At 44.4% G+C, this 24,816-nt stretch carries 18 protein-coding genes; 13 read left to right on the top strand and 5 right to left on the bottom strand.

Going from position 1 to position 24,816, the window contains the following annotated elements; genetic code table 11:
* Positions 1-302 precede the first annotated feature (302 nt).
* The 6 genes from D3H65_RS12610 (at position 303) to D3H65_RS12585 (ending at position 8,081) form a co-directional block, all read left to right on the top strand.
* Positions 303-959: a protein-L-isoaspartate(D-aspartate) O-methyltransferase gene (locus D3H65_RS12610; protein ID WP_119050657.1), complete on the top strand. Its 657-nt coding sequence runs from the start codon at positions 303-305 to the stop codon at positions 957-959.
* Positions 960-1,097: 138 nt separating this feature from the next.
* Positions 1,098-1,688, top strand: coding sequence for an RNA polymerase sigma factor (locus D3H65_RS12605; RefSeq protein WP_119050656.1), 591 nt, complete (start codon positions 1,098-1,100; stop codon positions 1,686-1,688).
* Positions 1,689-1,777: 89 nt separating this feature from the next.
* Positions 1,778-2,986, top strand: a complete 1,209-nt coding sequence (locus D3H65_RS12600) for a FecR family protein (protein WP_119050655.1) — start codon at positions 1,778-1,780, stop codon at positions 2,984-2,986.
* A 333-nt stretch (positions 2,987-3,319) separates the two neighbouring features.
* The gene (locus D3H65_RS12595) at positions 3,320-4,303 is read left to right on the top strand and encodes a hypothetical protein (protein WP_119050654.1); all 984 of its coding nucleotides are present in this window, start codon (positions 3,320-3,322) and stop codon (positions 4,301-4,303) included.
* On the top strand, positions 4,300-6,636 hold the full coding sequence (locus D3H65_RS12590) for a SusC/RagA family TonB-linked outer membrane protein (RefSeq protein WP_162915594.1): 2,337 nt from the start codon (positions 4,300-4,302) through the stop codon (positions 6,634-6,636). The genes D3H65_RS12595 and D3H65_RS12590 overlap by 4 nt, the downstream gene beginning before the upstream one ends.
* A gap of 17 nt (positions 6,637-6,653) precedes the next feature.
* Positions 6,654-8,081, top strand: a complete 1,428-nt coding sequence (locus D3H65_RS12585) for a RagB/SusD family nutrient uptake outer membrane protein (protein WP_162915593.1) — start codon at positions 6,654-6,656, stop codon at positions 8,079-8,081.
* A 1-nt stretch (position 8,082) separates the two neighbouring features.
* Here the strand turns inward: D3H65_RS12585 and D3H65_RS12580 are convergent, their stop codons facing one another.
* Positions 8,083-8,394: a hypothetical protein gene (locus tag D3H65_RS12580; protein ID WP_119050651.1), complete on the bottom strand. Its 312-nt coding sequence runs from the start codon at positions 8,392-8,394 to the stop codon at positions 8,083-8,085.
* Between the two features lie 90 nt (positions 8,395-8,484).
* On the opposite strand from D3H65_RS12580, the gene D3H65_RS12575 reads away from it, so the two are divergent.
* Positions 8,485-9,252, top strand: coding sequence for a hypothetical protein (locus D3H65_RS12575; protein ID WP_119050650.1), 768 nt, complete (start codon positions 8,485-8,487; stop codon positions 9,250-9,252).
* Positions 9,253-9,293: 41 nt separating this feature from the next.
* Here the strand turns inward: D3H65_RS12575 and D3H65_RS12570 are convergent, their stop codons facing one another.
* Positions 9,294-9,782, bottom strand: a complete 489-nt coding sequence (locus D3H65_RS12570) for a hypothetical protein (RefSeq protein WP_119050649.1) — start codon at positions 9,780-9,782, stop codon at positions 9,294-9,296.
* Positions 9,783-10,447: 665 nt separating this feature from the next.
* Between D3H65_RS12570 and D3H65_RS12565 the strand changes: the two genes are divergently transcribed.
* A complete protein-coding gene (locus D3H65_RS12565; protein WP_162915592.1) occupies positions 10,448-12,928 on the top strand; it encodes a hypothetical protein in 2,481 nt (826 codons plus the stop codon).
* Positions 12,929-12,977: 49 nt separating this feature from the next.
* On the opposite strand, the gene D3H65_RS12560 is transcribed toward D3H65_RS12565, so the two are convergent.
* Positions 12,978-14,306: a thioredoxin family protein gene (locus tag D3H65_RS12560; protein WP_119050647.1), complete on the bottom strand. Its 1,329-nt coding sequence runs from the start codon at positions 14,304-14,306 to the stop codon at positions 12,978-12,980.
* A gap of 459 nt (positions 14,307-14,765) precedes the next feature.
* Between D3H65_RS12560 and D3H65_RS12555 the strand changes: the two genes are divergently transcribed.
* Positions 14,766-15,395, top strand: a complete 630-nt coding sequence (locus D3H65_RS12555) for an RNA polymerase sigma-70 factor (protein WP_119050646.1) — start codon at positions 14,766-14,768, stop codon at positions 15,393-15,395.
* 9 nt (positions 15,396-15,404) lie between these two features.
* Here the strand turns inward: D3H65_RS12555 and D3H65_RS12550 are convergent, their stop codons facing one another.
* Positions 15,405-16,223 carry a DUF5995 family protein gene (locus D3H65_RS12550; RefSeq protein WP_119050645.1) on the bottom strand — a complete coding sequence of 273 codons (819 nt, stop codon included), beginning with the start codon at positions 16,221-16,223 and terminating at the stop codon, positions 15,405-15,407.
* A 462-nt stretch (positions 16,224-16,685) separates the two neighbouring features.
* Here D3H65_RS12550 and D3H65_RS12545 point away from each other — a divergent pair, with 462 nt between their 5' ends.
* The 4 genes from D3H65_RS12545 (at position 16,686) to D3H65_RS12530 (ending at position 24,138) form a co-directional block, all read left to right on the top strand.
* Positions 16,686-16,898 (top strand): hypothetical protein, encoded by a 213-nt coding sequence (locus tag D3H65_RS12545; protein WP_119050644.1) that lies wholly within the window; start codon positions 16,686-16,688, stop codon positions 16,896-16,898.
* Between the two features lie 164 nt (positions 16,899-17,062).
* Positions 17,063-18,280 carry a FecR family protein gene (locus tag D3H65_RS12540; RefSeq protein ID WP_119050643.1) on the top strand — a complete coding sequence of 406 codons (1,218 nt, stop codon included), beginning with the start codon at positions 17,063-17,065 and terminating at the stop codon, positions 18,278-18,280.
* A 942-nt stretch (positions 18,281-19,222) separates the two neighbouring features.
* Positions 19,223-22,645 carry a SusC/RagA family TonB-linked outer membrane protein gene (locus D3H65_RS12535; protein ID WP_119050642.1) on the top strand — a complete coding sequence of 1,141 codons (3,423 nt, stop codon included), beginning with the start codon at positions 19,223-19,225 and terminating at the stop codon, positions 22,643-22,645.
* An 11-nt stretch (positions 22,646-22,656) separates the two neighbouring features.
* Positions 22,657-24,138, top strand: coding sequence for a RagB/SusD family nutrient uptake outer membrane protein (locus tag D3H65_RS12530; RefSeq protein WP_119050641.1), 1,482 nt, complete (start codon positions 22,657-22,659; stop codon positions 24,136-24,138).
* A 337-nt stretch (positions 24,139-24,475) separates the two neighbouring features.
* Here D3H65_RS12530 and D3H65_RS12525 read toward each other — a convergent pair whose 3' ends face one another.
* Entirely contained in the window at positions 24,476-24,778 is a 303-nt protein-coding gene (locus tag D3H65_RS12525; protein ID WP_119050640.1) for a hypothetical protein, read from the bottom strand.
* Between the last annotated feature and the right edge of the window lie 38 nt (positions 24,779-24,816).

Genomic DNA, 24,816 nt, shown 5'->3' with positions numbered 1-24,816 from the left:
GAGACCCCTATGAAACCTGGCTGTTTCTTCAAGACAAACGGCTGCCTGTTGGCCTACCTAGTGCTTCCGGATTGCCTACGCTCCTTAGCACACTGGCCTCTTTTCATTGAGCAGTCAGGCAATACGTAGGCAATCCGGAGGCAAGCAGTGTACGCTGCCAGGAACACCCGGATCATTGAGGGGGCCGGCCATCCCGATCTCAACACTTTCGTTCATATTGCTTCATATACAATGCGTTGGGGCAGGATTGATGATTTACGTCATTGATCTTCAGCCGCTTTTGATGTATCTTTGTGCTGTTTATGAGAACTTTCGAAGATACATACAGGCACAAAGGGCTCCGCATGCAGTTGGTAAAGGTGCTGAGGGAAAAAGGTATTACCGACGAGCGGGTGCTTACTGCCATCCAAAACATCCCCCGCCATTATTTCATGGATTCGGCCTTTGACAAGATCGCTTATGAGGACCGGGCTTTCCCTATCGCCGAAGGACAGACCATTTCCCAGCCCTATACGGTCGCTTACCAAACTCAGTTATTGGAACTCAAACCTTACGAGAAAGTGCTGGAAATAGGCACCGGAAGCGGTTACCAGGCCATTGTGCTGGGGGAGATGCAGGCCCAGGTGTTTACCATCGAGCGGCAGAAGAAGTTGTTTGATGAGCACCGGAAGTTTGTCTTACGCAATAAATATCCCAATATTAAATACTTCTATGGCGATGGCTTTGAGGGCCTGCCCACTTTTGGCCCCTTCGACAAAGTGATCATCACGGCGGCAGCGCCTTATATCCCGCCTAAACTGATCCAGCAAATGAAGGTGGGCGGCAAAATGGTGATCCCAGTGGGAGAGGGCCATGTGCAACGCATGCTGCGGCTCACCAAACAGGCAGATGGGACAGCCAAAGAAGAAGTGTTTGAGAACTTCTCCTTTGTGCCCATGGTGGAAGGAAAGAATAGTTAAGCGTATTATTACTTTTAATTATCATTTTTGATTCCCAAACCGGGACAAATAAGCTTTTCATTCGTTTTAGTAGAAGTATCCTAATTGTACGGATCAATTATCCTTACAGGTAAGGGTTCAAATTGACTACTAACTATTATGAATAGCAACTTGCCTCCTTCTGGAATGCCGGATGATACCCGGCTTGTCCAGATCTACCAAAATGAATTTGTCCCATTTAAAGCTTACGCCACAAAAAGGGTTCATAATGAAATAGAGGCTGAGATCATTGTGTGGAAGAGCTTTGAAAAACTCGAACAGCAACTTACTCAAAATCCTCAAAAATTTACTTCCCTTGCACATGCCAAGTTCTACCTGGCTACAATCATCAGGAATGCCTGCACTGATTTTCTACAGCGTACAGGCTTTGTGAGCAATCTGGACAGCATCGAAACCTTGGCTGATGAGCAGTTGATATTGAGCATATTAGAAAAACGTGATCTCCTGACAAAGGTTAAGTCCTTGATAACGGTGCTGCCTCCAAAGTTGCAGGAAGTAGCGCAATTGTTTTTTATAGAAGGGGTTACCATGGAACAGGCTGAACAACGCCTGCACCAGTCCTCTGAAGTTATCAGGGTCAATAAATCAAGGGCGCTCATTAAATTACGGGAATTAGCGATAAGAAAGAAGCAGATCATTAGCCCTGAAGACCTATTGCTTTTACTCTGGTGGCTCAGTACAATGGCATGACAAAAAAAATATTTTTATAATGATGTTAATGAAATGCCCCCTTTTGAGTATTAATAATATAGGCTTAGCCTCCATTAAAACCTTATGATATGAAAAGCCATCAACCTGACCTATTATTATTAATATACTTTAAACTGAAGGAAGGAATAGAGCTTGCACCGGACGAACAACTTGCCTGGGAGGAATATAGAACAGCGCATCCGGTCAATGAAGAAACATTATTTGATGAGGATGCGTTTACTAAACTGGCGCGTTACCAGCGGCAAATGTTGCCCTGGCAACAGTTCCGTGAAAAATATGATACCGCTTTTCCCATTGCCTTTCCTGTTGAGAAGCAGCAGCCTACTGTGCAAACAGTGCCTTCGCCGCATCGTTACCGCTTGCTGACAGTAGCTGCTTCTCTTTTATTATTGGCAATGACAGTATGGTGGTTTTGGCCTGCTGATAGTTCGAAACCAAAGCCAATAGTGCAAACAGAAAATTTGTTACCTGTTGAGCCAGGATATGCGAGGGCCATGCTTACCTTATCCGACAACCAGGGCATCGCCCTCGATACGATAGTACAACGGACTTTACCGGAGCAGGGTAATGCTGTAGTAACGGTACCAGAGCGAGGTTGGCTCACCTATACATATAATAGCGCTGCAGGAGCAACTGGAAAAGAAGTGTTGTATAACCGGCTGAAAACACCTGTCGGTGGATATTACCAATTAAAACTGACTGATGGTACTAAAGTCTGGCTCAATGCAAGTTCTGAATTGCTTTATCCTGCTGTTTTCGGAGAAGGGCCAAGAACGGTGGAACTGACCGGAGAAGCCTACTTTGAAGTGGCCAAAGATCCTGCCAAGCCTTTCAAGGTGAAATATAATGGCAACCTAATAAAAGTACTGGGCACTCATTTCATGGTCAACGCTTATAAAAAAGATTCCAGTTATACGGCCCTGGCAGAAGGCAAAATACGCGTTAGCCGGGGTGAGGAGCAATATGTACTTCGACCGGGACAAAGAGCGTTGACTTATAAGGAAAAACTTACTGTGTCAGCGGTAGATATACGCGATGTTATGGCCTTGAAGAACAAATATTTTTCTTTTCACAATACCCGGCTCTCCGAAATCCTGGAGCAGGTAAAAAGATGGTACGATGTAGAGATCATTTATATGGATTTTATCGACGATGAAAAATTTGTCATTGAAGAATTTCCTCGTAATTATCCGTTGAAGGATTTACTGGAAAATCTGGAGAGTACCGGACTTATCCATTTTGAGCAAAGGGGACGCAAGGTCTACGTGACACGATAACCATTTGCTTCAATTACAGTATTCATGGTTCATCATTATAGTGGAAAAAACAGAAACTGGTTAAGGCTCGCACCGTTGACAAGGCTACTGTACACACAGGTAGACCTTAATTCCCACCAGTTTCTACGGTGATTAATTTTCCTGTCTATGCTTCATTGATACATCCTTACAGGTTACTTATCCTTCCTGTATACAACCCCCAAAACCTTTATCTGGTCAATGGAGATACCATTAGCCGATGCCTTGCTATGCCTTATCCGATTCAAAAAAAGCATGTAATACCTACGTGATGGATTACAGATAAACCCTATACTTTAAACTAAATGATGAAGCATGCAAAGATGTTTATTCAAATGGCAGGTCCTGTCGTTTGGAATCCTATGCTTAGTGGCTATTGCCAATACTACACTGGCCCAGGATACCACGATCTGTCTTTCGATGCAGATGAAAGACGCAACCCTGGAGCGTTTTTTTGAACTTGTCAAAGATCAAAGTGATTTTAAACCCGTGTATGGTACGACGCATGCAAGGGGTCTCCGGCTCATCACCTACCAGGCAAATAAGGTGCCGCTCTATAGAATACTTGATACTGTGTTGGGTAGATTGGGGCTCGGTTACCGATTCAATAGGAATTTTATTTGCCTGCACAAAGACAGCCTTAAGGTGGCTCAATTCCCGGTCGTGTTGTGGGGTAAGGTAACTGACCATAAGGGTGAACCCCTTGGTGGCATATCTGTGCAGAATATCAGTACCAATCAGTACGTTATTACTTCCCAGGAAGGGTTTTTCGAACTGGCCTGGCCACCAGGCAGTTTAGTTGTTGGATTCTCGGGCAAAGGCTGGGAGGGCAGATCGATGAATATTGTAGAGGCGGGTCAATTACTTCAGGTACTACTTGATCCATTGCCGGCTACACTCCAGGAAGTAGTGATAAAAGGGTATTACGAAACTACACGTCGCGACAATACAGGTTCCGTAATCAAAGTAAAAGGAACAGATCTGCAGGCTTCAGATGGCAACGTCCTTGCTGCCTTACAGGGAAGGGTGCCAGGCTTGCTGATAACACAAGTGAGTGGAGCACCAGGCAGTAGCGCCATGCCTCGCGTGGGGGGGCGTGCAAGTATTGGATCGAAGCCAGGGTCCGATAACCTGCTATTAAATGAACCCCTGCAGGTATGGAACAATATGCCCCTGTCTACTGGTAGCAGGCCAGTTACCCACACTTCCTCCGCCGCAGGCGATCCGCAGGCCGGTTCCGGGGGATCAGTTGTCAAAATTTCACTAACCCCGATGATATTGAATCCATTGAGATATTGAAAGATGCCGATGCTACCAGCATATACGGTTCTCGTGGAGCCAATGGTGTCATTCTCATCACTACCCGGCAGGGGGCGGTAGGAAAACCCACATTAACTCTAAAAGCAGAGCAAGGAATCGTACAAAGTAGCTACCAGCCGGTTTTGCTCAGCAACCACCAATATGTTAACATGCGCCTCGAAGCGATCCAGGCGATCGGTGCAGCTGCTACAGCCGCTAATGCACCGGATCTCCATTATCTCGATCTCACCGATTACCAGGATATTCCTAAGTTGCTGATCGGCGGTACAGGTAGCCTTACCAATCTTCATATGTCCGTGAGTGGAGGAGATACTGTTGTACGTTATTTTGTGAGTTGCGGCCTGTTTCGGGAAGGTACGGTGCTTCCCGGTAGTTTTGCCCGGAAACGTATGTCCAGTTATGGTAATATTCAATACCAGACCCCCAACCGTCGTTTTCGTTCCGATCTGGCATTTTCGTTTAGCTTCATGGATCAGATATCGCCCGCTGCCGACCCTATGTACAGCATAAAGCTAGTACCCATGCTCCCTCGCTTGCGGGATGAGGCCGGGAACCTGGTTTGGAAGAAGGGAGATTTTCATTTCCCGAATCCATTAGGGCAATTCTATAATACCAATTCGACGCAAATGAAGTTTCTCATTGGGAGTTGGCTGCTCGAATATCGGTTGTTCAACGAGTTGACTTTGGGCACCAATCTCGGGTACCAGTTTGTACCGGTCGATGAGCAACAATTGTTAACAGTGGCAGCCCAGGATTCTTTCTTCTCGCCAACTAGTGAAAGATCCGCTGGTATTAATACCTACAGATCATGGCTCATCGAGCCCCAAATTTCTTGGTTACACAACAAGGGTACCATTATAGCAGGTGGTCTGCTCGGCGCCACTTTTCAGGAAGAAAACAATGACTGGGAAATTATGCGGAGAATGGGGTACGAGAGCGATGCTATGCTGGACATCCCAGGTAAAGCTAAAGACAGCATCAAGACGGAGTATGCTTCACGTTACCGCTATCATGGCGTGTACGGAAGGGGCCATTTTAGTTGGCGTAACAGGTATTTAGTCAATGCAACTGCCAGGCTGGATGCCTCTTCCCGCTTCGGAGCTGCACGTCCCTGGGCTTTCTTTGGTGCGATGGGTACTGCCTGGGTTTTTTCACAGGAACAATGGATGCAGGATCTGTTACCCCGTCTGACTCATGGAAAACTGAGGGCGAGTTATGGTTCCTCAGGCAATGACCAGATCGGAGATTATACCTTTCTCGAATTGTGGATGAGCAACAACCGCCTTATTCCTTACGGTGGTACTACAGTACTAAGCCCTGTGCGGGAGGCTAATCCATGGTTGGGCTGGGAAAAAAATGTGAAAGCAGAAATTGCGCTCGAACTCGAATGGAAAGGCAAGATTTTTCTCAACGCTGCTTACTACCGCAATATCTCGTCCGATCAGGTGGTGTCTATTCAAATGCCCGATCAGGTAGGTCCGGCCAGTTCTTTACTCATCAATGCACCAGCGGCTGTGATGAATAGGGCTTGGGAGTTTTCGCTGCAGTCTACCGTAAAGTGGGCTGAGTTCAACCGCTGGACAAGCAGCTTCAATCTTACCATACCTCACAATGAATTGTATCGTTTCAAAGGCCTGGCACAAACAACTTACGCCAGTACGCTGGTGGTAGGGAAATCCCTCAGCATACTCCATGGGTATCCTTTTTTGGGGGTAGATACGGCAACTGGATTGTTCATTGTACCAGCTGGAAATAGTATGGGATCGCCGGCAACCTGGCCTGTTATTATGGCTGGTGACAGCGACCCACGTTGGTATGCCGGCTGGTCCAATGAATGTCAGTTGGGGCAGTTCCGGTTTTCCGTACTGCTGGAGGCCAGGGATCAACGGGCAATAAATCCACTGTATAGTGCATACGCAACCATGCCGCCAGGACGCTGGGAGGCCTCCATGCTTACCAATCAACCGGTTGAAATGCTGCAACGCTGGCAAAAGAAGGGTGACCAGACCTCGCTTCAACGATGGACCATAGCCACCGACGAGGCAACGAACAGGGCACTGCAATACTATAAAGGTTCCACGGACTGGATCACCAACGCTTTTTTTCTGCGTATCAGGAATATCGATGTAAGTTGGAAACTGCCTTCCGCGTGGATAAAGCCTTACCGGCTAAAGGACATCAATGTCTATGTAAGAGGTCAGAACGTATGGACATTTACGGGATACCGGGGTGGCGATCCAACCTTGCAATCTCCATTTAAACTACCCTCGCTGCGCATGCTTACCATCGGCTTACAGGTACAATTTCAATAAAATAGCAAATGTGTTATATGAAAAGCAACATCACCAATTCCATCCTTTTCTATTTAGGGAGCACCATTCTTTTATCTTCTTGCAAAAAGTTTGTGCAGGTGGGAGACCCTCCTTTAGGTATCGTAAGGTCAAAAGTATTCGATAACAGGGATACAGCCTATGCGGCTGTCGCAAACATGTATTCGGAAATGATGAATGGCCTCAAGCTTACCAATGGGTACCTTAGTAAATATGCTGGCCTGTGTAGCGATGAGCTGGTACGAACGTCTGCTGCCACCAGTGTGGCCGATTGGCCATTTGTCAAAGATAGCCTGCAGGCTGCCGATCCAACGATAAAACGCATGTGGGCTGATGCATTCAGCATAATATACCTTGCCAATGCTGTATTGGAAGGAGTGGCGGGATCCCGGGCTTTGAGCGATTCGCTGAAAGTGGAAATGGCCGGTGAGGCACGGTTTGTAAGGGCATTGAGCTATTTCTACCTCGTCAACATCTTCGGTCGGGTCCCGTTGGCGTTGTCCACCAACTACGAGGAAACAAGGTATTTGCCGCGGCTTCCGGAACAGAAAGTATATCAGCAGGTGATCACCGATCTTCAGATGGCCGCAGCCACTTTACCGGTCATGCGTAGCCAGACCGATACCTTGTATGCCCCCAATAGCCGTGCTACGCGATGGGCGGCGATGGCCTTGTTAGCCCGGGTGTATCTATACCAGCACAACTGGGCCGCAGCGCATGATATGGCTGAAAAGGTCATTACATCAGGCAAGTTTACTATGCAAGGCAACCTCAGCGAGGTCTTTTTAAAAAAGAGTACAGAAACAATCTTTCAATTGCAGCCTGTGACAAGAGGGTACAACAGCGGCGAAGCTGCGCTGTTTTTACCCACCACAGGTAAGCCCCCTTATGCAGTCTCAGCCACCCTGTTCAACAGCATGGAGACCGGCGATGCAAGAAAAAATGCCTGGTTGGGTAAGGATACAAACGGTCCGGATACTTTGTACTATCCAAATAAATACAAAGCTAAACCCGGTAACTCAGGTCAAGAATATAATATCGTCTTGCGTTTGACAGAAGCATTCCTTATCCGGGCAGAAGCTTCTGCACAACTGGGACTACTGCAAGGGCCGGATGGTGCGATCAGTGACCTGAATCGTATCCGTTCCAGGGCACTCCTTCCCCTGAAACAGGAAACAATGGACCAGGCCTCAGTCATAGAGGTGATCGTGCAGGAGCGACGTATCGAATTCTTTGCTGAATGGGGGCATCGCTGGCTCGATCTCAAAAGATGGCCGTCATTGGCACAGCAGGGTGCCTCCAGGTTGCAGGAGGTGATGTTGATACATCGACCTTCCACCTGGCAGCCTTTCCTGGCTTTATGGCCCATCCCCGCTGATCAGTTATCGCTCAATGATCAATTGAGCCAAAATCCCGGTTACCATTGATCTACCAGGGCATATTGGTATAAATGACTGCGGCGGGGTAATAGGAGAAATATCCAAACTCAAACTCCCTTAATCCCATCGTGGGTGTGCTGGTAAATACATAGCCGGAATAGATCTCTCTCAGAGATTCTACCTCATCGCTGATCGTAGCTAAGGTGCCGGTAGGGTCGGTGCCGCCTTGATCATAATACCAGCTGTAAACGAATAGATTGGTTAACTGCCCATTGGACTGAGAATAGCGGGCGGAGGATGTATTGTCCGGATAGAAGAACAATACGATGGTGGCTGCTGCCACTAGCATCCTTTTTTTCATAATAGAAGGTTTTACAGTGTGTAAATGAGAGAGCACCTTCCATCATTGCGTTGGATACAAGTTACCAATTTTTAAGGAATCAGAAAATACATGTTATACAATCAGTCAGGGCCATCAGGTGCTGAGGATGCCTTACGCTTATTAGGGGCTAAATTGCCACCGCATTGGTTCGTCCGGATCATTACAGAAGGGGATGACCGGCTTGATTGCCTGTTGGAAATAGCAGAAGACGGTGATGGTCTAAACGGTGCCACAGCATGGTTCCGCGTGAAATGGGTGCAGCGCATCGAATTTGATGAGCAGGGCCTATGCAGGCTTACTACTATTCCCAGAGCCTTGATGACCAATTCGCGGGTAAGCGAAGCGCCGGTTTTTATGTTCCTCATCAGTCTGGGCTCCGGCGAAATTTTTTTTCTGCCGGTGGAAGATTATATCCAACAACATTTTTTGGCTCTCCTGCAAAACAGTCGCTTTCCGTTTTACATTAGCAAATACTACCAGTTGGAAGGGGAGAAAGGCTTTTTTCTCTTGCATTGGCATTTGCAAAAACAGTTGCGTTACAGAGAGGTTGAAAATGAAATTACTTTTTTCCTGACCAATTATGCCAGTCCCTGGAGTCACTCAACAATCGCCCTCCACCGTAATTTATCTTTCCTGTGCCGATATTTTCAGTTGTACGATCCCATAGCACATACAACCAGGGCAGTCGGAAGCATACAGCTATATGAACACGCAAAAAGAAAGATCCTTTTTTGCATTGCATCCATGTTGCAGGAAGAACTGGCCTGGCTGTGTATTACCAGGCCAGTTCTATATTATTATTGTAATAGTCTTATCCGGGCCAACATGCCCCGCTGAAAAAGTGGCTTGGCCTAACATCTGATCTGTCCCCAAGGGTGTTATTTCCTGGCATAGACTCCTTTCACCTGCCAGGTTTCACTTTGTGTTTCCTCCGATTTCTTGTCGATATTCAATTGTTTGCCATCTGCAGAAAGGCTTAAAGTCTCTATACGGGTGAAATCTATTTCAGTGGGATTACCGACCCTGTAAAATACGGTGGTCAGGATCAACCCTTTTTTGTCTTCTGTCCATTTGATGCTTCTGATCAACCTTCTTTGGCTGGGGCTTACTCCAGTCACAGATTTGCCATTGATAGCAACTGCTTGTTTGCTGGTAACATCCTGCCCCTCTGCGCCCATATTAACGCTTTCAATGATCAGGGAATCTGCCTGTTTGTTAATAGTTATTTGTTTGGGAAGCGCGTTGGCGTAGTCAGGTCCTGACACATGTTGTTTGTTTTGTAAAGCCCAGGTGCCCGACAGATCGGATTGTGCAAAAGCAGTGGTAGCCTGCATAAAAAATACAATAGATAAGAGGCGGATAGTCATAGTCATTTGTTTTAATTGCGCTGTTTTTTTAACAATGGTAATAGGTGGAACGAATAAACAAGGGCTTTAACTATCCTTTCAGCATTTAGTGTTAACCGGCTGTAATAATTCGGATTTTTGGGCGTCAGTATAGATCATGACGGGTTATATTGCAAGTGATATTCGGTTTTTCTTTATCGTTATATAGCAGGTATATGCCTGGATGTTGAATGCTGGTCGGGCGCAGCGTTTCCTGCTAAGGTTATCCACATATAGTAATTAAAACGTTATAAAAAAAATTTGGAAATGCTGTTAATGGTTTCATAACTTGCTGGAATTGCAAAAGTTGCTAACATCTGTTAGCAAGCGTGATATAGATCAAAACTAACTCCCTCCCATTGTTCAATGCGCCTCATCCTAATATGGATACAATTAACCGGCTTAATTGTACGTTCTTCTAACCAATGTTTATTTGATAAAAGAAAAGTCTTTGTTCAAGTTATGTGTCATAGTTACACAAAATGTGGCTATGCTTCGAGCTCCCATTGTATTGACTCGCTGATAAATGTATTAATAAAGAATAGTGATAAAGTAAAGCCTGGTGATAAATTATCATACGGGCATGAAGTTTGTGCCCGTATGATCAGAAAAGTGCCAACCCGATTTTTCAACGAAAAGAAAGTGGCATGAAAATCCAATCCAATCCTTCGAAAGAAAAAGACAGTAATCAACATTCGAAAAACCATTCAATCGCCAAGCGATGTTTGTATCTACTCTTCTTCTTATCCGCTTCTCCTAATCTTATAGCGCAGCAACCTGATACCAGTGTTTTGCAGAGGCTCACCGCGCAGCTGGACCGATATGCCACCAGCCGGCAACAGGTTGACCTCTATCTGCATGTGGACAAGAGTGTTTATTTGCATAATGAGAACATCTGGTTCACAGCTTATGTGCTGAATAGTTTGCCCGGTACTGTAGAACAAAATACCTTATATGTCTTGCTCGTAGAAGAAAGTTCCAAAAAAATTGTAGCCTCTGACCGGTTTGTGCTGGATCATGGACTTGGCGGCGGCAGTTTGTTCCTGCCTGATAGTCTTCCCGGATCTCTATACCGGTTACTTGCCTATACAAATACGTATTCTACCCACCAGGACCATTTCGTATTCCAGCAGGCCATCACCCTCAAGACTGCGGACCCGCCTTTGTTTAAGTTGGCAAAGGTTGCACCTTCTAAAGTGGACATTGAACCCCCTTTACCTACTCCCAAAGTGAATTCCGTTGATGATAGGCTGGCAAGCGGTGGTCCATTCCTAAATACAAATACAGAGGAAGTAAGATCGAATGGCGATTACGATAAAAACTACTCGTTCGGAGAAGCTACTGCTGTTGCAAAAGATGTTCAAGCCGGCAAGCCGGCCTCTTTGCCGGCAATTGTTGCGGGGCAGGGAGAACAACCGGTCATAAGACATGTTGTGCCGCAGCGTAATGATTCGGCTTACGTATATCTATACCCTGAAGGGGGGGCATTGGTTAATAATAGCAAGAGTTATATAGGTGTTGAAATAAAGAATGCCAATAATGAACCTTTAGCTACAGGAGGACAGTTGCTGGAAGATGATCAGCCAGTCTCTTCTTTCATTACCGATCGCCTTGGGACTGGTATCATAGCATTTACTCCATTGTATGGTAAAACATACACGCTTAAATTAGACGATGCCTACGCTGGAGTAGCTTATAAGTTTCCAAAGATAGAACCAGCGGGATTTAGTGTGCATGTAGGTAATGCGGTTGTTAAGAACAATACTATTTCCGTTGAAATAGGTGGGGCATCCGGGGATACTTGTCATTTACTGGCCCATAATTACCGGACTGTCTTTTATGCTGCCAGTGTTGTACTCCCCAACAAACCGGCAAGCTTACGCCTGTCTGCTGCAGATATGCCAGAGGGGGTTGTTACGCTTACCCTTTTCACCAAAGATGGTGTGCCTAAAGCTGAGCGTGCGGTATATATCCAAAGGTCTGAACCGCTGAGGATAGCCATCAGCGTGGACTCCACTACCTATCACCACCGGTCGAAGGTGCAACTGAATGTGAAGGTGACCAATAGTAAAGGGCAGCCAGTACAATCCTTTTTCTCACTTGCCTGCGTAATGGCTTCCCGCCTGGATAGTACCCGTGCGATGGATATTGTACGTTTCAACCAGTTTGATCGCTTCCTGCCGGGTATGAGCGCCATGCCTGGTGGCAGGTGGTTTGATGAGGCGGAGCAAATTGAACGGGTATTACTTACCAGGTACTGGACAAAGTACAAATGGGAAAGTGATATCAATACCGCAAAACAGGGTCTGGTGGTGACTGCCTTGAGCAATGACACCGGCATTGTATATTTTAACAGGCAGCCGGTAAAAAAGCCCGTGCGGATGGCATTGATGAGCGGCAGGAACAGTCAAACTTTTGTAACAGATGCTACAGGACGTTTCGAATTGCCCTATGATCTGTTGAAGGTCGATCCGGGACAAAAGGTGACTTTGCTGCTTTGTGGCAGTACCAATAAAAGCAAGAATTATGAGGTGGAGATACATCCAGGAAATGAAAATATTGACACCCGTTTATCCAGGGCTGATTATCCTGCTGCCAACTATATACCAGCTGAACTTTCTTACCTGGAGCAACAGCTGCTCAAAAAAGCCATGCCGGCGGTATTTGTAACGGCTAAAAAGAAAGATGACCTGGAAGCCATTCCTTTTTTCAGGAGCGTTACCTGCCGGGATTGGGTATGCATGAATAATATTCTCAATTGTAATAACCATCCTATAGGCTATGCCCCGGTAACGGGGGCCAGGTATAATTACAACAACGGGTTCCCGGTACGGTATATGGGTTGTGAGTTGAATGGCCCTGGCGAAGCGGGCAGCTTTGTGAAACTGGTGAATGGCATCAGTTACCCCAAAGAATTTTACGTGGCGGATTACACTAAATTCAATCCTGCTGCGCCCGAAGTATTGTCTACACTGTTTTGGTCCTATAAAACCATCACCAACGAAAAAGGGGAGGCTAGCCTCCAGTTCTCCACCAATGACCTCGATGGCCGGTTTACCTGCGTATTACAGGGTTATAGCGATGAAGGCCCCCTAAGTGCCAGGACATCCTTCAGGGTTATCGAGTAGGTGAGATATAAAAAAGACTTCCCATAGTAACTAAAGAATCTCACATATATTAATTTTCCCAAGTAGGAAGTCCTCTTTTCATTTTTTCGAGGGCGATATGTATTTCAGAATTTTGCCTCTTCATAAGCGACGCAGCCTTTTCCTGAATCGGAATGGCTTGTTTTTTTCTGCCAAGCTTGTATAATAAATTAGCCTTGGTATCCAGCAAGCCAGGATCATCCTGTTCCTTCAATTTAATTGCTTCGTCTACCCAAATTAAGGCTTTTTCCAAGTGGTTTTTATCATGACTATATAGGAACAGATCCCAGGCAAAAGTATTCAGCTGAAAGATCTGTAATTCCTTGGAAGATATTTTGGTAAGATCAGTCTGATTGGCCCGAATAAAATAATAATGAGAATACTTAACCCAATTTTTTTTTGTTGCATACCAATACAATTGAGCATCCAGCAATATGTCTGCTGTTTTCACAGAATCAACCTTCTGAACAACAGCCTCCCTTATTTCATTCCAATCAGGTTCCAAGTTGCTTTTTTTCGCCAATTCAATGGGCGGAACTACATTTTCATTTATAGTTATGCTTTTAATAATTTTACCCGCGATTCCTGCGCCAAAGAAATACAAGACACTATCAATTAATGCAGGTTTTTCCTTAGACAAGGAGTAAATCCTGTCTTGCGAAGTCAACATCTGTTGATTCTCAATCAAGAAAACCTGATTCGACTTTGCTGCAAACAAATTTTCCGGCAATTGTTCCAGGTAATTTTTCATATATGATCTTGCCTGTTCAATGGCCAGGTCTTTATCACCTAGTTCCCGAAATTGTTTAATGACCAAGGGGAGCAAATTATAATCTATCCTTCCTGCTCTGCTGTCTTGTATTAAGGTATAATTCTGCATCGAAGGATTCAAAGCATTTTGCACCAAACTAATGAATTCACCAACTTTCTTAGCTCCGGCATCTTTATGAACGATCTCTCCATCTGGTGAAAAAAAGAGGAAAGTAGGCACTCCAGTTACTTTATATTGCCTTTCAAATTCTCGGGCAGCTGCATACAAATTGCGAGTCGTAGCATCGTCATTTTTGCTTGTATCAACCTGGACTTTTACGGCAAGGAAATTGTTATTGATCAGGTTTGCTATCGTATCGTTTGGGAAAACATCCTTGTCCATTATTTTGCAAGGCTTACACCAGGTAGCATTACAATCTACAAAAATGTACTTGTGCTGGGCTTTTGCCTGGGTTTTAATTTCCTGCCAGTTCATATTTTGTACCCACTTGACCCCTGGCTCATGCTGTAGGAAGGTGTTGCCGCCCGATGCCATTTGAGCATTGGCCAATAATGGAAGCATGAACAATAAAAAGAATACATGTTTCATAGCTCAAATTTGTTTTTAATAGTCGTCTAGATTATTTTTTTGCCTAGGTTCTTTACCTCTCAGGTTTCTTTTTAAACTGATATCTCTTAAAATGAAACGTATAGCCATGCACAATAACCATACAGATAAATTTGGGGGCGAGGTTATGCCTTTTTAATGTAAGTTTTTGATATTCAATCCCTATTGAAAGCATTGGTAAAAAAGAGCGGGTAGATTTCTCAAATACGGTTTTTTCGAGTAACATTGCTTGCCGTGAGTCATTTCCTCTTAGGATCAACCATTAAACCTACATCATACTGAATACGATCCCCCTGCTAAAAGCCCGTTGATTGGCTATTATGTTCTTTTGCCCTTACGGTGAAGGAAAAAGATAGACGCTATCCTTTTTATGTAGTACAGCGGCTCTGTACATTCAATTATCGTTTTTTTTTAATGGTTTAGATTAATAGCTGAGAGAGAATGATGATTCCTTCTGAGATCAATAACGAAGTGCAATTGGCAGCCGCTTTTAGGGATGAAGAGCAGGTTGCGCAAGGCGCCCTTGGGTTACTTTGGAAAAACAACTATAAATCCCTGGTCTATTTTGCCAATCAGTTGGTAAAGAATGACCTCCTTTCAGAGGATATTGTATCGGAAACCTTTGCCAAGCTATGGGCACTGCGGCACAATTTTGACAATGTACCGAGTATCCGTTCCTTCCTGTATGTGACGGTCAGGAATTCCTGTTACGATCACCTCCGCAGCCAGGAGATCCATACGCGCATCCACAAGGAGATCCTCTATACCTCCGATTACGTACATGAGATGAACCGCGACGATTATGACATGATGTACGCGGAATACATTCAACAGCTCTACGTGCAGGTGCGTGAATTGCCTGAACGGTGTCGCCAGGTTTTTAATTTATATTTCTTTGACCGCCTTACTACCCGTGAAATAGCTGAAGCATTGAATATCTCCGAACAAACGGTGCGCAATCAAAAGACGAAGGCCGTGGCGATGTTAAAATCGGCGTTGCTGAAAAAGAATATCCTGCCAGTAGCTTTATTGCTACACTTTTTTGCGGTGCTGTGTGCGGTGGAAGATTAAGATTGCAGCTTAAGCTTCTGTATTTACAGTAATGTACTTCTTCTCATACTTATAAAATGCCCTGATCACCCTGGCCGGGTTTTTCCATTCAAACAGGTGAATGATCCACATGGTGATGCGGATAAGGCCTTTAGGTTTTAAGAGGGAGAGCCCTAGCTTTTGGATGATGCCATCGCGGTTGTTGATGCATTGCGTCCATTCCCAGGTTGGCTTGCCGATCTTGCTGCTGAGGTCTTCCGCAAAACTCCAGGCGCCATCGCGGGCATTGGTAATGCTAAACTGGATGAGGATCGATTCGTTGGTGGCATGGAAGCCAAAGAGGGAGAGTAGGGGAGATACGCGGTTGATCTCGTTCATTACTTCAAAGATCAGGGAACCCAGGATGGTATTGATGGCGTTGAAATCATTGCGGATGCTGCGCAGGTCATTTCGGTTGGCGGCTTCTACGGCGGCAATGCCCAGATCAAGGTTGATATGGGCATTCATACCCAGTAACAGGTGTTGCAGTACCAAGGTGCTTCTTTGTTGGGTGGCATCAAAAGCTGCCTGCCAGGAGCCGGAGGGCGCTTGCTGATTCCTGTATTGTTGTACAGCCCATAAATAGCGGTTGGCAAAAATGACATCCAGTCTTTCCATGCGAGCGCCATTGTCAAACTCCTGGTTGAGAATGCCTTCTCTCACCCGCACGGTAACCTTGTGATAGAGCGCCGCGAAATAGCCGATGCGGTCATTGGTGTCGATACATTCCGCGATCAATTGTTCCAGTTGCTGGATTACCTCGTCGATGGTTTGGGCCGGCCTGCCCGGGATAATTTTGGCTAAAGGCATAAGCGCTTGCAATGGTTAGTAGGGGACTAAAGTACACCAATTCCTTTATCCTGCTTGTTTTTAAGTAAGCATACCTGTTACCGTACGCTGAAAACTTTTTTTGCAGATTTTAGAAAAAAGATATTTTTGTATTAATACAAAAGCAACACGCGCCGCCCGGCGCTCCTCGTTGGCTGTCACCTGCTCAGGTAGAAGCCTGGCTACAACCGGTCTCTAAGTCTTTGAGACCTGTAGTTTTGAATTGTGGTTCATCTTCTTAATGGAGAACACTAAGCAGTGTTGCTGATTCCCAGGAGGCAGCACTCGTCAAGTACCATTGGTCATTAAACCTACGCTCTCCTATGGAGAAAAAACGGGCTCTTTATGTCTGTACAGGTTTGTATAGCATAAGGGGTAATATTTATCCATTAACGTGCGTAGGTATATGGCATTTGTCTGTATGCAGCACAATAAATATGCATTATGAGTAAGGCTCCACAAACCGGGCGGGAAGTGTCGCGTCCGGACAATACGGGTAATGACCCACAAAAAACGTCCTTTATCATTCATTTGATCAATGCTATTGAACGGTGCTTAAGGCCACCCAAACGTAAAAGATCTATTACCTGGAAGACCCGGGAGTCTAAAACAGACGGCGTTATTGAAAAGGAGATCACTTACAAGGATGAGTATTGAATAGCAATGCTTTGCAGGGTTCCGGGAAATCTTTAGCCCGGGTAATGGTTGGTTTTGAGGGTTTATACGTTCCTATTAGGGTAAATACTGATCTCCTGCCCGGAGCTTCGGTTATACCTACACTACAGCAAAGTTCTTAACCATAACCTATTCAATGAAATATCATGCATGAAGCAGCTATTAACAGTATTGTAGCCTTGTTGCTGAAACAGCAGCAAGGCGAAATAACCGCTATAGAGCAGCAGGAACTGGATACCTGGATCGGCGCTTCGGCGGCTAACCGGCAATTTGTGGAGCGCTGCCTGGACCGGGATCAGGTAGCAACCAGCCTGGAACAACTGGATACGGTGGATGAAGCAGCAGCCTGGCAACGGTTCCTGAAAAAAAACAACTTGCCTACTGCTCCGGTAGTCCCCATCCGCAAAAGGCCCTGGCGCTGGTTAGCGGCAGCGGCCGTAGCAGGCTTGTTAGCCACCGGTGCCTGGTTATACCTTAACAACCGTAGCCAGCCAGCCAAGCCCGACATAATGACCGTTAACAAAGGAGAAAACATTCTTCCCGGTACCAATAAAGCAACCCTTACCCTGAGCGATGGGCGCATCATTACCCTAAGTGACCAGCAGGATGGGGTATTGGCCCAGGATGGCGGCGCTGCGGTGAATAAGAAGGGGGATCTGCTGGAGTATGATACGAAAAGCGATGCCGGCAACAACGACAATACGCCGGTTACCTATAATACCGCTCAAACACCCCGGGGGAGTACTATATCCCTCACCTTGCCGGATAAGACCAAGGTATGGCTCAATGCGGATGCCAGTTTGCGCTTTCCCACCAGTTTCGCTGGCACAACCCGGCAGGTGGAGCTGACCGGCGAAGCCTATTTTGAAGTAGCTAAAAATGCGGCGAAACCCTTCATCGTCACGACCGGTGATGCCCAGGTAAAAGTGCTTGGTACCCATTTCAATATCAGGAATTATGCAAGCGAAGCCCTGGTAAAAACTACCTTGTTGGAAGGCAGTGTAGAAGTGACTGCTATACAGGACGATAAAAAAGTAGTGCTGAAGCCCGCCCAGCAGGCATTAATTTCCACCCGGTCCAATATCTCTCACCTGATCCCGGTGCAGACGGTGGATGTGGAAAATGTAGTGGCCTGGAAGAGCGGCTATTTTGATTTTAAATCTATGCCATTGCCCGATATCATGCAGGAGGTAAAGCGCTGGTATAGTGATATTGAAGAGATAGAATTTGAAACACCAAGTACTGAACGTTTTTCAGCGACTTTATCCCGCAATGTACCCCTGTCTACCTTGCTTAAAGTGCTGGAAGAAACGGACAGGGTGCATTTTGAAGTGAAGGGCAAGCGGATCATCGTGCGTCCATAAAGACATTGTCTCATCCATAGATACCATTAAACCTCCTTTAGGTTACAAACCAGGCAACATCCATTGTACAAGATTAGTACGTAAGTCGTGTTAGAAGGCAGTTGGCTTTCCAACACGGCTTTTTTGGTGATGCTATACTAAGCTGTTGGTTCTAAGTGCGATACGCTACCCGGCTATCCCTCTGATTGGTATAAGACCCTGAGTCCTGGAAAATAAGATGGGGCTCAAAAATAATAATGCGAAAAGGATAGTTGCCTTTATTGGGTAGTTCGTTATTATAGGGATACGAAACTTAACAAATAGTTTACAGAGATAAGCCGGGACGGTCCTTCTGCCAGATAATGAACAAGTGCTGTTAGCGTTAGGTGTCCTTCGTGAATATAGGAATACACACCAGTTATAGGAGCAGCGTTTTTTACGCTAATGCAATGAGGCTACTATTTTCAACGGAGGAGCGATCTCTCCTCCGTTCATTCAAATTGTTTTTCCAACGTTCTGTATATACAAATACCATTAAACCTCATACATTTTATGATGCTATTCAATTCCATTAATCATTAAACCAGCGCCACCGCAAGCCAGGGGCCGATAGCCATGAAAACCTGTTGAAACCACCTGCCTACAGGCAGTTCCGTCCCATGCGGAAGAAAAGAATCCATCATTGAAAAACATTCCCTGGCTGCGCGGTTAGCTGTACATGATTTTGGAAGGAGTAGCTTGTAATGAAGCAGCAAGTAGTTGTACGCTCCATGCCCTCTCTTTCCCGGGAACATGTTGTTAGTCAGAACCTTTGCCTTCTCCTGTGAATCATTTTTCTCATCGCATTCTTGTCAAGTCAGGTACAAAACGGGCAACGGTTTTATTGATGAGGGCTTAATGATTAGTAGCCCACGTTAAGGTTAAAGCAGTTGCCTTATTGTTAACAACATTAAGGAACTAATTATGCAACGCTCTGCTTATGGTAAAGGCTTGCATTGTCATGCACGGAATGTGGCAATGCATTTTCAGCGATCGGTTTCAATTGGATTACTCCTCCTCCTCAGCATTCAGTTCCTGGCCTTCAGGCCGGCGGGGGAGTCGCAGGTGGTATCCCTCAATTTCAAGAATGCCCCTTTGCAAAAGGTATTTAATGAGATCCGGAAACAGACCGGTTATACCTTTACTTATAGTGAAACCGATCTTTCGAAGGCCAAACCTGTCAACATAAGCATTAGCAATATACGTATCCTGGATGCCCTGACCCTCATTTTCCAGGAACAGCCGCTGACCTATACGGTGATTGAGCGTATTATCATTATTAAAGAAAAGGCTGAAAAAAAAATAAACCAGGAGCAACGCTCCTTACAGTCGTTGGTGCCTATGGATGTACATGGGCGTGTGCTGAATGAACACAATGATCCGGTAGCGGGGGTTACTGTGCGCGTAAAAGGTAGTGAAAAGATCGGAACCTATACCGATGGAGAAGGGGAGTTTGTATTGAGAAATATAGAGTCGAATGTAACGCTGGTGCTTACTGCCGTCAACATCACTTCCATTGAGGCAAAGGTGGATGGACGTAAATACCTGGATTTGAAAGTGATGGGAAAGACAGCTCCATTAGATGAAGTCCAAGTAATTGCCTATGGAAAAACTTCTCAGCGCTTCAATGTGGGCAATTCGGCTACCGTAAAAGCAGAGGATATTGAAAAGCAGCCGGTGAAAAATCCTTTACTGGCCCTTCAGGGCCGTGTGCCTGGCTTGGAGGTGACACCAGCAAATGGGCTCAGGGGAAGCGGTGTTACTATCCGTATTCAGGGAACGAATAGTTTGTATAGTGGTAATGATCCTCTCATACTGATCGATGGGGTGCCTTATGCATCTCAGACACTTCGTACTACCTCTGTGGGTACAATATTGTTGGGCAATTCCGGAAGTCCAACAGGAGCAGCCGTTGGAGGTGCAGGAAGCCCATTAAATTATATCAATCCCTCGGATATTGAAAGTATCGATGTTTTAAAAGATGCCGACGCTACCGCAATTTATGGTTCCAGGGCAGCGAATGGCGCGATCCTGATTACTACGAAAAAAGGAAAGGCCGGGAATACCCAACTGGATTTAAACCTATCCCAGGGTTGGGGTAAAGTTGGCAAATTCATGAATGTGCTCAATACAAAACAATATCTGGAAATGCGGAGGGAAGCATTTAATAACGACGGAGTTCCTATTCCATCAATTATTACCAATCCTTCCAATACTAATTATGATGTGAATGGTCATTGGGATACTACCCGAGATGCCAACTGGCAAAAAGAGTTGATTGGAGGGACTGCTCAGTACAGCAATGTTATCTTAACTGTTTCTGGTGGAACTGTCAATACTCAATTCAGGCTTTCCGGAACCTATAATAGGATGACAACAGTGTTTTTGGGCAATTCAGGAAATCCTTCAAAAAATTTAAGTTTTTCCCTGAACAATGTTTCCCTGAACAAACGTTTTACCTTACAGTTCTCAGGTAGTTATATGGATGACCTAAATACATTGCCTGGAGTAGATTTTACAAAAAGTGCAATCACTCTGCCTCCTAATGCGCCTGCCTTATATACATCAGATGGTAGCCTAAACTGGGCACCCAATGCTGCAGGGCGATCCAGTTTTAGTAACCCTCTGACCCAATTGGATGTTAAATATAAAGCTCAAACCACGAACCTAGTTGCAAATCTAGCGATGGGATATAAACTAATGGATGGGTTGGAGCTAAGAACCAGCCTGGGTTATACTAATCAGCAACTCAATGAATATATGGGTTATCCATTGAGTATATATGCTCCTGAGAATAGATTGGTTCCCGATCCAAGCCTGCTAAGGGCTGCAGATTATTCTAACAGCAATATTAACTCTTGGATAATCGAGCCACAATTGAATTATCAATGTTCCTTTGGGTACCACAAATTTAATGCGTTAATAGGGGGGACTGCTCAACAACGGAATAGCAATGGGTATAGCTTGTCAGGCAGTGGTTATACTACAGATGCCTCCCTGGAGGATCCCAAAGCCGCAGTTTCAATACGAGTAGGCAGTACTGTTCCTGTAACATACAAATATGTAGGCGTCTTTGGACGGTTGAGCTATTCCTTTAAGGATAGATTCCTATTTAGCTTGACAGCCCGAAGGGATGGTAGTAGCCGGTTTGGGCCAGCTAACCGGTTTCATAACTTTGGGGCTATAGGAGGTGGATGGATCTTTAGCGAAGAAGGACTAATCCGAAAGAAACTTCGTTTTCTTAGTTTTGGCAAAATAAGAGGAAGCTATGGCACTACTGGTAATGATCAAATCGGGGATTATGTATATATTCCTCAATTTGCTCCATATAGTGTAGCTGTACCTTATCAAGGAACGGCTGGTTATTCGCTCGGGGGATTATTTAACCCGCACTTGGAATGGGAGGAGACCAGAAAATTGCAGATAGGAGTTGATTTGGGTTTTTTTAAGGATAGAGTATTGATCACTGCCAATTATGCTCTTAATCGTTGTTCCAACCAATTAATGGACTACAATCTTCCATATATTACTGGGGCTGATCGCATCAATTATAATTTCCCTGCTACTTTGCAAAATAGGTCCATTGAATTAGCTTTCCGTTCTGTTAACTATAGAAACGCTAATGTAGAATGGACTTCAAATGTTAATATCACTTTTCCGGAAAATAAACTGTTGTCTTTTCCTAATATTGAAACCTCTAGCTACGCACAGTTTTTGATTATAGGAAAATCTTTTAATGTCTTACAACTTCGCAGTGTTATCGGTGTTGATCCACTTACTGGCATTTTTCTTTTGCAAGGTAAAAATGGTCCAACTTCAAATCCCTCAGAAGTATTGCCTCGTGTTGCAATTATTGAGCCTCAACAAAAATATTCTGGAGGGTTCCAAAATAACATTCGCTATAGGCAACTTCAATTTGGGTTTTCTTTCCAATTCGTTAAGAAGCTTGGGTTAAAATATTTTGCTGGCCAGGTTCCTGGACATTTTAATAGGGGGAATGGGAATCAACCAACGTCTGTACTTGATCGTTGGCAAAAGCCTGGTGATATTGCCGAATATCAAAAGTTTTCTCAAAACTCAAGTCTTGCTTCGATTTACTCTTCAGTATTTTATAGTGATTATTCGATTACTAATGCTTCCTTTATTCGGTTGAATAATGTTTCCCTTTCTTGCCAGTTGCCTAGTGAATGGATGCATAAAATTTCTTTTCGGAGTGCAAACCTTTACTTGCATGCACAAAACTTGTTCACGATTACGCCATACAAAGGATGGGATCCTGAGAAGCCAGGCACAGTTGCTTTACCTCAGCTTCGATTGATTACAGTAGGTATTCAGGCCACCTTATAAACTAAACTACCATGTTCATTAAATTTATTTTTGTCAAAAGAATTATGATTGCTTTGGTGGTAATCAGTATGGGATTTATTGCTTGTAATAAATTAGTGGATATTGATCCCCCAGTCGCGAATTTAACTACGTTAACCGCCTTTTCCGATGACAATGCAGCCATTGCTGTGATGACGGGTCATTTTTCGGCGCTAAGCAATGAATCTTTTTTTACAAGTTTTACTGGCGTGCCAATATTTACCGGATTATCATCTGATGAACTCACCTTGTGGGAAGGCTCTTCAAATGAGAGTCTGATTTCTTATTATAAAAATGCTCTTTTTTCTAATGCTGGCGGGTCTGCAGGGGATGAATGCTGGCCTTTTCCAAAAATATATGCTTGCAATACGGTTATCGAAGGTGTAGCTTCTTCTAACAGTTTAAGCCTGTCTGTAAAAAATCAGTTATTGGGGGAGGCTAAGTTTATGCGAGCGCTTTATTTTTTTTACTTGGTCAATCTTTATGGAGATGTTCCGCTCCCGCTTAACACTGATTTTGAGGTGAACAGGTTATTATCCAGAAGGTCTAAGAAGGATGTGTACAAACAAATAATCGCAGATTTGCTTGATGCACAATCATTATTAAGCATTGATTTTCTAAATGGTGGATTGAAAAAATATTTACCTAATGTAATTGCAGAACGTGTACGACCCACCAAGTGGGCTGCAGCTGCTTTACTAGCTCGAGCGTACCTCTATAATGGTGATTATGTCAACGCTGAATTATCTGCATCCTCTGTTATTGATAATACATCTTTATTTGGATTGGTCACGCTTAATGATGTATTTAAGAAAAATAGCCGAGAGGCCATTTGGCAATTACAGCCAGTAGCAGCGGGGATGAATACCTGTGATGGTGCTGTTTTTATTTTATCTGATGCCGGGCCTACAGAATACAGCCCTGTGTATGTTAGCAAATTTTTGTTGAATAGTTTTGAGGCAGGAGATAAACGGAATGTAACAGGTAACTGGATCAATAGTGTAACTGTTTTGGGTACTACCTATTTTTATCCTTATAAATACAAGTTGGGTTTAGGATCAGAACCAGGTACTGAATACCTAATGATGCTTAGGTTGGGAGAACTGTATCTGATAAGAGCAGAAGCTAGAGCGCAGCAGAACAATATTCCTGGTTCGGTGGCGGATATAAATATGATAAGGGCAAGGGCTCGTGCTGCTGCTACCGTTGATGTACCTGATCCATTACCCAATCTGCCTGGCGCATTAACCAAAGAGCAACTGATGGCCGCCATAATACATGAACGACAAGTAGAATTGTTTGCTGAATGGGGGCATCGTTGGTTTGACTTGAAAAGGACGGGTAAAGTAGATGCCATCATGAGTGTGGTTACGCCTTTAAAAGGTGGAGCTTGGGAATTAACTGATCAAGTGTATCCTATTCCCAACTTTGATATATTAAGAAATCCTAACTTGGTGCAGAATGCGGGGTACTGAGTGTCTTGGAGGAACATTTGATTCATTGACTCTTTGAATGATCAATTCAATGCTCGGCAAAAGATGATAGTAAAACCTTCTGGGGTGGTTTTTAGGCACAAGTTTCGATATATCTTTTAACTGCTTCAATTCGGAATTGCAATAGTTAATATTATGTAGCAAGTGAGTGATGGCTTGATTAGTGATTACGAAATACAAGAGTAATTTAATAAATAAAAGAGCATATTTACCGTTAATGATAAGTTCATGAGTTACATTTAAAACATAATTCAAATAATAGAAGAATATATATACCTCTATTATTTGAATTATGTTGAGATTACTTAAAAGATTGTTTTTACTCCTCTATAGTTGTAAGCGTAATAACGCAACGGGATGTAGGGGTAAATGTTGGAACATCACCGCAGAGCGTTAAGGTTGTAGTAATTGACTCAGCCTTAACTCCGCCTTGATTAACTGGCGTAACAAAATATTGGCCAAATGTCTTGCAAGTTTGTACTGCTGGATCACCTACTTTTGTAGTGGTTAAAGTAGTTTTATATAAGCAGAAACCGCCGATTTTTTTTGCTTTAAAAGCAAGAGCGCCAGCTACTACTGCCATTACCAAAATTGCTGAAAGCATGATTTTTACTCTTTTCATAATTAAGGTGCTTTTTAGATCAAAAAGCTAAACTTGTA

The organism is Paraflavitalea soli, from assembly GCF_003555545.1.
GTDB classification, from domain to species: domain Bacteria; phylum Bacteroidota; class Bacteroidia; order Chitinophagales; family Chitinophagaceae; genus Paraflavitalea; species Paraflavitalea soli.
Note: the sequence above shows the minus strand (reverse complement) of the source record. Positions and strands in the feature narration are given on the sequence as shown.

Bases quoted from the DNA above. Each gene is read 5' to 3' on its own strand.
- D3H65_RS12540 (WP_119050643.1), top strand. From the start codon at position 17,063: ATGCATGAAGCAGCTATTAACAGTATTGTAGCCTTGTTGCTGAAACAG.
- D3H65_RS12530 (WP_119050641.1), top strand. From the start codon at position 22,657: ATGTTCATTAAATTTATTTTTGTCAAAAGAATTATGATTGCTTTGGTG.
- D3H65_RS12585 (WP_162915593.1), top strand. From the start codon at position 6,654: ATGAAAAGCAACATCACCAATTCCATCCTTTTCTATTTAGGGAGCACC.
- D3H65_RS12535 (WP_119050642.1), top strand. From the start codon at position 19,223: ATGCAACGCTCTGCTTATGGTAAAGGCTTGCATTGTCATGCACGGAAT.
- D3H65_RS12605 (WP_119050656.1), top strand. From the start codon at position 1,098: ATGAATAGCAACTTGCCTCCTTCTGGAATGCCGGATGATACCCGGCTT.
- D3H65_RS12555 (WP_119050646.1), top strand. From the start codon at position 14,766: ATGATGATTCCTTCTGAGATCAATAACGAAGTGCAATTGGCAGCCGCT.
- D3H65_RS12525 (WP_119050640.1), bottom strand. From the start codon at position 24,778: ATGAAAAGAGTAAAAATCATGCTTTCAGCAATTTTGGTAATGGCAGTA.
- D3H65_RS12600 (WP_119050655.1), top strand. From the start codon at position 1,778: ATGAAAAGCCATCAACCTGACCTATTATTATTAATATACTTTAAACTG.
- D3H65_RS12610 (WP_119050657.1), top strand. From the start codon at position 303: ATGAGAACTTTCGAAGATACATACAGGCACAAAGGGCTCCGCATGCAG.
- D3H65_RS12560 (WP_119050647.1), bottom strand. From the start codon at position 14,306: ATGAAACATGTATTCTTTTTATTGTTCATGCTTCCATTATTGGCCAAT.
- D3H65_RS12550 (WP_119050645.1), bottom strand. From the start codon at position 16,223: ATGCCTTTAGCCAAAATTATCCCGGGCAGGCCGGCCCAAACCATCGAC.
- D3H65_RS12580 (WP_119050651.1), bottom strand. From the start codon at position 8,394: ATGAAAAAAAGGATGCTAGTGGCAGCAGCCACCATCGTATTGTTCTTC.
- D3H65_RS12565 (WP_162915592.1), top strand. From the start codon at position 10,448: ATGAAAATCCAATCCAATCCTTCGAAAGAAAAAGACAGTAATCAACAT.
- D3H65_RS12595 (WP_119050654.1), top strand. From the start codon at position 3,320: ATGCAAAGATGTTTATTCAAATGGCAGGTCCTGTCGTTTGGAATCCTA.
- D3H65_RS12545 (WP_119050644.1), top strand. From the start codon at position 16,686: ATGAGTAAGGCTCCACAAACCGGGCGGGAAGTGTCGCGTCCGGACAAT.
- D3H65_RS12570 (WP_119050649.1), bottom strand. From the start codon at position 9,782: ATGACTATCCGCCTCTTATCTATTGTATTTTTTATGCAGGCTACCACT.
- D3H65_RS12575 (WP_119050650.1), top strand. From the start codon at position 8,485: ATGTTATACAATCAGTCAGGGCCATCAGGTGCTGAGGATGCCTTACGC.